This window comes from Streptomyces phytophilus (genome assembly GCF_013870535.1).
Taxonomy (GTDB): Bacteria; Actinomycetota; Actinomycetes; order Streptomycetales; family Streptomycetaceae; genus Streptomyces; species Streptomyces phytophilus.
In genome coordinates, this window is the sequence record NZ_JACBXC010001610.1 from 1 (window position 1) to 1164 (window position 1164).

Sequence of the window (1164 nt, forward strand, 5' to 3'; positions counted from 1 at the left end):
CGACGACGGGTCGGTCACCGGGCTCGCGGTGCACACGCCGGACCTGGACGACGTGTTCCTGGCCCTGACCGGCCACGCCGGCGCCGCCGGTCCCGCTGCCGCGGAGGTACGGGCATGAGCGCCCCCGGCACGTACGTCCTGCGCGACTCCGCGACCATGCTGCGCCGCAACCTGCGGCACATGGCCCGCTACCCCTCCATGGCGATCATGCTGGTGGGCCAGCCGCTGCTGTTCCTGCTGCTGTTCACGTACGTCTTCGGCGGCACGATGGGCGCGGGACTCCCCGGCGGCGACCGCGGCGGGTACCTCACGTACATCGCCCCGGGGATCCTCACCATGACCGTCGCGAGCGTGTCCATCGGCACCGCCGTACTCGTCGCCAACGACATGACCGACGGCATCATCGACCGGTTCCGCACCATGCCCGTCGCGAAGTCCTCGGTCCTCACCGGGCACGTGCTCGCCGCGATGATCCAGACCGCGCTGGCGCTCGCGGCGGTCGGCGCGGCGGCGTTCGCGCTCGGGCTGCGGACGGGCGCGTCGGCGGCCCAGTGGGCCGCGCTGCTCGGGCTGCTGGCGCTGCTGTCGTACGCGCTGACGTGGTTCACGGTGGCGCTGGGGCTGGCCAGCCCGGACCCGGAGACGGCGAGCAACCTGCCGATGGTCTTCGTGCTGCTGCCGTTCGTGGGCAGCGGGTTCGTGCCGGTCGACTCGATGCCGGCGGGGCTGCGGTGGTTCGCCGCCCACCAGCCGTTCACGCCGGTGATGGACCTGCTGCGGGGCCTGCTCGCCGGGTCGCCGGACGGCGCGGACGCGGCCTGGGCGGTGGGCTGGTGCGCGGTCCTCGGCACGACCGGGTACCTCTGGTCGCGCCGCCTCTACCGGACCCGCGCGGCGTCCTAGGATGCCCCGATGCTGACCATCGGCGAACTCGCGTCGTACGCGGGCGTGACGGTGCGCGCGGTCCGGCACTACCACGCCAAGGGCCTGCTCCCCGAGCCGGAGCGGGACCACTCCGGCTACCGCCGCTACGACGCCGCCGCCGTGGTCGAGCTGATCCGCATCCGCACCCTGGCCGAGGCCGGCATCCCGCTGGCCCGGGTACGGGAGCTGCTGCGCGCCGACGAGGCGGAGTTCGCGGCGGCGGTCGCGGACATCGACCGG

2 protein-coding genes are annotated in these 1164 nt (G+C 74.2%); both read left to right on the forward strand.

The window, feature by feature from the left end; genetic code table 11:
• The first annotated feature begins 114 nt into the window (after window positions 1-114).
• Window positions 115-903, forward strand: a complete 789-nt coding sequence (locus H5J30_RS34605; RefSeq protein ID WP_181791767.1) for an ABC transporter permease — start codon at window positions 115-117, stop codon at window positions 901-903.
• Window positions 904-912: 9 nt separating this feature from the next.
• A partial coding sequence (locus H5J30_RS34610) for a MerR family transcriptional regulator (protein ID WP_181791768.1) occupies window positions 913-1164 on the forward strand: 252 nt, incomplete at its 3' end.

Excerpts from the sequence above, each read along its gene's own strand:
- H5J30_RS34605 (WP_181791767.1), top strand. The coding sequence starts at position 115 with ATGAGCGCCCCCGGCACGTACGTCCTGCGCGACTCCGCGACCATGCTG.